At 49.5% G+C, this 5,814-nt stretch carries 3 protein-coding genes and 1 pseudogene; all 4 read left to right on the top strand.

From position 1 onward, the window contains the following. The first annotated feature begins 410 nt into the window (after positions 1-410). Positions 411-1,973, top strand: a complete 1,563-nt coding sequence (locus RYL88_RS11040; RefSeq protein ID WP_314991292.1) for a hypothetical protein — start codon at positions 411-413, stop codon at positions 1,971-1,973. A gap of 149 nt (positions 1,974-2,122) precedes the next feature. Beyond that, complete coding sequence (locus RYL88_RS11035; protein WP_314239536.1) at positions 2,123-2,380, top strand: hypothetical protein; 258 nt, start codon at positions 2,123-2,125, stop codon at positions 2,378-2,380. Continuing rightward, positions 2,370-3,143: a hypothetical protein gene (locus RYL88_RS11030; protein WP_314991289.1), complete on the top strand. Its 774-nt coding sequence runs from the start codon at positions 2,370-2,372 to the stop codon at positions 3,141-3,143. The genes RYL88_RS11035 and RYL88_RS11030 overlap by 11 nt, the downstream gene beginning before the upstream one ends. A 98-nt stretch (positions 3,144-3,241) precedes the next feature. Beyond that, positions 3,242-5,814: pseudogene (locus RYL88_RS11025) on the top strand (hypothetical protein); the annotation flags it as partial.

Below are 5,814 nucleotides of genomic sequence, written 5' to 3'. Positions count from 1 at the left end.
ATCTCACCTCCTCTCAGAGGCAAAACTAAAAGCCGAAGGCCTCACCCTCCGGCTTTGACCTCTAATCAAATTATACATAAATTTTCTTAATCCAAAAAATAGCATTTCGGCAAAGAAATACGCTCCCGCCGCAAGCATCGGCGTGCTTGAGCGTAGGCTAAGGGCGCCTAGCCCTTGCCTTAAAAAGCGGGCTTTTTGTTTCGCAGTCGCTCGCAACCGCAAGCATCGGCTTTGCCGAGGAGAACAACGGGTCCCCACCGTAAGGTAGGGCTTCAGAGGGGTGCAGGGGATAAAATCCCCGCCCGCAGGCGGAGCTTGGCTCCGACGAGGAGTAAAAAATAAATACCTATATCGCGTTTAATGATATTTTAAATATTACAAATCCCGAAGATAGCGACGTATTTTCTTTTATGGCAGGCGCCCCGGCGTTTGACTATCTCTTTGCGGGAGGTTCGGCGTATAGCCCGAGCTTCGAGCCTATGCCAAATCTCGCCTCGCTTTTTATCTCTCAAAGCTATTCTCTCACGCTTTCGATTCTCGACCTCAATGAAGACTATGCCGAGCTGGCGCTGCTTCCTATGCAAATTTTGATATTTCGCGAGTGGAGTAAAAGAGCTAGGGACGAGGCGGCGGAAGCGGCCGGCGAAGAGATAGAGGATGCGGTAAGCAAGGCGGTAGATAAAGCAAGAGATATACTGCGCGAGAGAGACAAAGACTTTGCCGGACCCGAGGGTAGGACGATGGGGCGAAGCGGAGCGGTGAGCGGGGAGTTCTTAAGAGAGCTGGCAGAAGAGAGGAAAAAGGGCGCGTTAAGAGCGGCGCTGCAAGGGTATGCCATGAACAAGTGGGGGCCGCTGGCGGCGATCGCGGCGGGCTGGGCGTACGACGGGCAAATAAGCGTAGCCACTATCCACGACGTAGTGACCGCAAGCATAAAAAAAGAGATGGTAAGCCTAGGCGTGCAGACGCTATCAAAGGCGTTTGGCATAACTTCGGCCTTCGGTACGATAGCCATAGGCTTTGCGCTAAATAGCCTTTTTACGGAGACGTTTGAGGTAATGAGCGGGCTTGATAATCATTTCGGCTTCGGCGGCGATTTGGCGGGATTTACGAGTAGGGGAGAACCGATGTATGAGCAAAAGATAGGGTTTTTAGACGGGGTAAAAAGGGCGCTTGGTTTTGATATAGGCAGGATCGAGCTAGAAAATCAGTACGGCCAAACGGTGGGCTACGAGTGGAGAGGCAAGAAATTTGAATACGCGCATCCGATAGAGAAATTTAGCGACTACCTAAACACGCCCGCAAGAGACATGGGGCTAACGCGCGCAAATAGATTTATGGATGCGGGCAGCATAATGTCGAGAATGAATCAAAGCTTTAGCCGTTCGCAGATAGAAACTGCGCTAGAAAAGAGCACGTTTGGCTCGGTGGCAGGCTTTAAACCAGACGGCTTTTCGCCGTTTGGAAGGCAGCTATACTCCGCAGCCTTTGACGACATCATGGATGCAGTGGAGACTGCTATAACCAAAATGCAATACGGCGCCGCAAGCTCGCGAACCGTAGGAGTAAATAAAAGTACGTTTGAAGGATTTGCCGGGTCTAGATTCGGGCAGACGGCATACGAGTATCACGGATACTCAAGGTGGGGCAAGACGCTTGGAATGCAGAAATTTAAAGAGGATTACGAGCGCGGATTTTTCGGTAATTATGGCAACAAAGATTCGCGCGGCGGGATAAATAATACCGGAGCGCACAGCAGAGGCGGCGCAATGGCGGCCGAGGCAGCCGATAAGGCCGGCAAAAGCGGCAGCGTAAGCTCGGCAATGAACTCGGGTCGCGCAAACAGCTCAGGCAACCGTAGGGGCGGCAACATCGGCGGCACGACCGGATACGGCAAAACGAGCCGCGGAGAGAAAAGTAGGGAAAGGCAAGCCGAGAGAAACTCTGGCGGCAACAAGAGCGGTAAGAAATAATATACGAAATTTAGGACGGTAAAGAGTAATAATATAAGTAAAAAACGGGTCCCCGCGAAGCAGGGCTTTAGTTTAGTCAAGTTTTTCTAAAACTTGCCGCAGGCGGAGCTTTGCTCCGGCGAGGAGTAAAAAAAATAAAAGGAGAAAATATGTGGGATTGGTGGAAAAATCTTTCAGACGGGATTAAAAACAACGCCGACGGCTTGCAGGCTGCGGGTGCTTTGGTGGGCGGCTTAGGCAGTGCATATAGCGCCTACAAACAAGGCAAGGCCGCGGATAAAACCTATAAACTAAACCTTGATCTACTCAAAGAAGAGAAGCGCCGCCGAAATCAGGCGCAGCAGAATTTGGAGCAGGGGTGGATAAGCGCGATGAGTAAGAGAAAGGACGAGGAAAATGCGATTTAACATCGACTACCTAAGAGCGCCCGAATATAGCAAGGGCGCAGGCATCGGAGCGGGCTTCGCGGCTTTTGGCGATAGTCTCATGAAAATAGGGCAGATCGGCAAAGAGCGCCAAAAAATAGACGATGAGAATCAAAGATATCAAGAGGAAAAGCTTTTTAAAAACGACGAGTTAAATTTTAGAAAAAACTCGCACGCCGAGACGATGAAAGCCAAGGCTGATGAACTAGTGTATCAAAAAGACAAAGATGAAAAAGATCGTATTTATAATCAAAAAAAGTTAGACATGGAGATGTTAAGGGCCGATAAAGATAGAGCTGTTGATTGGGCGCGCGCTAACGCGCAAGCCGGTTACTACGGCTCGCTAGCGCAGGAGCGCACGGACAAACTTAACCGCCAAAAACAAGAAGATGCGGCAAACGTAGCGGCGTATAGGCAGTTTTTCCCGAATGAAACGAAAGGCAAGAGCGACGCGGAAGTCTTGGCTATAGGAAACATCATGCAGCGTTTTAGCTCAAACAAGGCCGCGCCCGGCGATGAAAGCTGGGTGAAAGTCGATGCGGCTACATATAACGAGTATGCGCATCTTGGCGTAGCAAAAAACTCCAAAGACGGCTACTATCTAAATAAAAATTTCGTAGACGAGCTGGCGAAGGAGTCCGATGCTAAGCGCGAAGCCAAAGGCGAACAATCCGGATATAAAGAGAGAAAAAGCGATCTAGCGAGGGAAAAGCCGTTTATTTTCGGCGATGACGGAGCAATGTGAGATAAAACGGGTCCCCGCCGTAAGGCAGGGCTTCAGAGGGGTGCAGGGGATAAAATCCCCGCCCGCAGGCTCGGGCTTTGCTCGGGCGAGGAGTAAAAATGATTACGATACGCGAATATTTGGGCGATGATAAAATAACGCAGCTAGAAAATATGGGATTTTTGCCAAATTTAATCGCCGATATGGCCAAACGTCAATATATGTCCGACAAGCAAGCCAAAAGAAATGAGCTATCTGACGCCGGGCTAGAGGGCAAGCTAGTTCAAGGTATTATGCGCGGCGAGATTAGCGAAGAAGAGGCGAGAAACGCTCAAAAATTTGAAGACTTTGGCGCTAAAAAACACGGCTGGGGGCTTGGCGCGGCTAAAGCGGTAGCCGGCATTGCAAACGCCGCCGAGCGCGTGAGCGATTTTATTAATCCGTTTTATGAAGGCAAGCGCGACGAAAAAGGGGACTACGTCTATCAAAACGCCATAGAAAAAGGCTTGCGCCCTAAAATCAAAAGCGCGGAGAAGCTGCGAGACGACTACGAAAAGGCTACCGGCGAGACGTCGTGGGGTAGCCGTGCAACCGAAATAGGCACGGAGATGGTTGCCGATCCGTTAAATTTCTTCAGCGGCATAGGTCTGCTTAGCAAAGGAAGCAAGCTGGCGCAGTTTGGCAAGAAAAGTTTATACTTTGCCGGAACGGGCGCGGCAAGCGGCGGCGTGATGGCTCTAGGTGAGGGTAAAAACGACGAAGAGACGCTAAAAAATATGGGTTACGGCGCGGCCGGAGGTTTTGTTTTAGGACACGCGATAGATCAGAGCGTCCAAGGCATAAGCAAACTCATAGCAAAGCGCCGCGCAAGCAGAGTCGCAAACGAAGCGGACGCGGTAAGCCAGGCCGAAAATAGCGAGTTTTTGCGCGCTACGGACGATCTGGGCGGAAGTGAGATAAAGGCGGCGGACGGAAATAGCGACGCAGCTAGACGCGGAGCGGACGAGGCCGTAAATACGGAGTCCTCGGCACGGGGCGGCGAAGCTTCGGACGGTGCAATAAAGCAAAGCTCCTCGTCGCAACGCGAAGTCGATGTCCAGACGATGACCGCGCGCGAGTTTGCGACTAGCGAAGCGGGGCTAGATGAAGAGACGGCGGCGAAGGTAGTCAAAGAAGCCGCACAAGGCAAAGAAAAAAGCGACTTTGTAGATGCCGATACTTACGCGGATATAGTTAAATTTAAAAACTTTGAAAATCAAAGAGACTACGCTAGAGCTTACGGTGAGCAAATAGAAGCCGCAAAACAAAGCCTAGAGAGCGCGCGCGAGCAATCTGCCGTAAGATACGCCCAGACTCAAAAAGCTATCAATGAATACCAAAAACAAGGTATGTCCATAAGTGCGACTAGAGAGTTAATCAACGCTAAATTTAAACCCGGAGCCGACGAGATAAACTACACTAGAGCCTATAATGGCGGTGCGGACGTAGATCCTAGGCTTGCCGGGCAAGGGATATTTTACGCGATCGAAAAAGATATCGCGGCGCAGGCCTATACTCCAGAAATTTACGCCGCAAGGCTAAAACAAAGGGGCTTTTCTGACGAGAGCGCGCAAGCTTTTACGCAAGCCTACGCAAAAAAAGATATAAATATCGCCAAAGAGTACGCAAACGGCAAAGTAGCCGAAGTATACGATGAGCAAATACGGAAAAATTTGACGAGAGAATTTGAGATAAATGCAAAAAACGGAGTAAATATAAATAAAGACGAGGCGTATAGGCAACACCCTATGATCCGCCCCGATGGGCCTAGTATAGAGCAAGGAGGCTTAAAAAGGGATAAATTGACGGTCGCAAGAGAAAAGCTGGCAAGCGAAATTAACGTAGATAAGTTAAACGACGAACAAAAAGACGTTTATGACGTTTTTGTCGGCAATAAAGACAAGGTGACGCTTCAAGGCAAAGATTTAAACGATCTATACATGCTTGAACGTGGTAGTAGAAATGCTGGCGTCAAAAAAATCATGATAAAGCATGCAGGCATAGAGAAAACCGGAGGCTTAACGAACGAGGAGCTGCTAGGCATAATGGATGTTGTTAGAGGCGGAAGGATCGCAGAGGATAGCTTTGAGCAATTTAGCGATAGGATAAGATATGCCTACGACTTAAAAGAAAACGGCGTTAAATTTAGGGTAGTAATAGACGAATACAATGACGGAAAAAAAGTTTTTGATTATTATAGCGACCGAAATTTTGTAGATTATAAACAAGATCGTAGGGGGCTTGCTAGGACTTTCGACCCCCATTCGCGCGTTCAAGTTCCTAGCGCTACTGATGAAATTATATCCCAAAAAGGAAATTTAGTCAATGAAAAAGAAGCTAACGGACTACGAGATAGCGTTTCTGGTATCGGCGATAATGCAAGCCGAGCAGGCGGACGACAAGCAAGCGATGAGCAAATACTACGCCAAGGCCGACGGGATACTGCAAATGCTAGCCAGACAAAGCGGCCAGCCCAGAGCGATGAGCAAGTGGAGCAGCCAGGAGCCGCTAAAGCAGATGGCCAGACTAATGCCGCAGCTGCAACAAAGCAAGTGGTGGAAAAACAAGGAAGTGGCGCTAGCATCGGCGGCGGGCTAACGGCAAACTCAAACGCTCATCTAGGTAGCGGCCTGGTAGCCGGAACTCTAAACTC

It is taken from the genome of uncultured Campylobacter sp., from assembly GCF_963517995.1.
Taxonomy (GTDB): Bacteria; Campylobacterota; Campylobacteria; order Campylobacterales; family Campylobacteraceae; genus Campylobacter_A.
This window is presented reverse-complemented; position numbering and strand designations above follow the sequence as displayed.

What these genes read in the sequence shown, in the direction of transcription:
- RYL88_RS11030 (WP_314991289.1), top strand. Translation starts at nt 2,370, where the DNA reads ATGCGATTTAACATCGACTACCTAAGAGCGCCCGAATATAGCAAGGGC.
- RYL88_RS11040 (WP_314991292.1), top strand. Translation starts at nt 411, where the DNA reads ATGGCAGGCGCCCCGGCGTTTGACTATCTCTTTGCGGGAGGTTCGGCG.
- RYL88_RS11035 (WP_314239536.1), top strand. Translation starts at nt 2,123, where the DNA reads ATGTGGGATTGGTGGAAAAATCTTTCAGACGGGATTAAAAACAACGCC.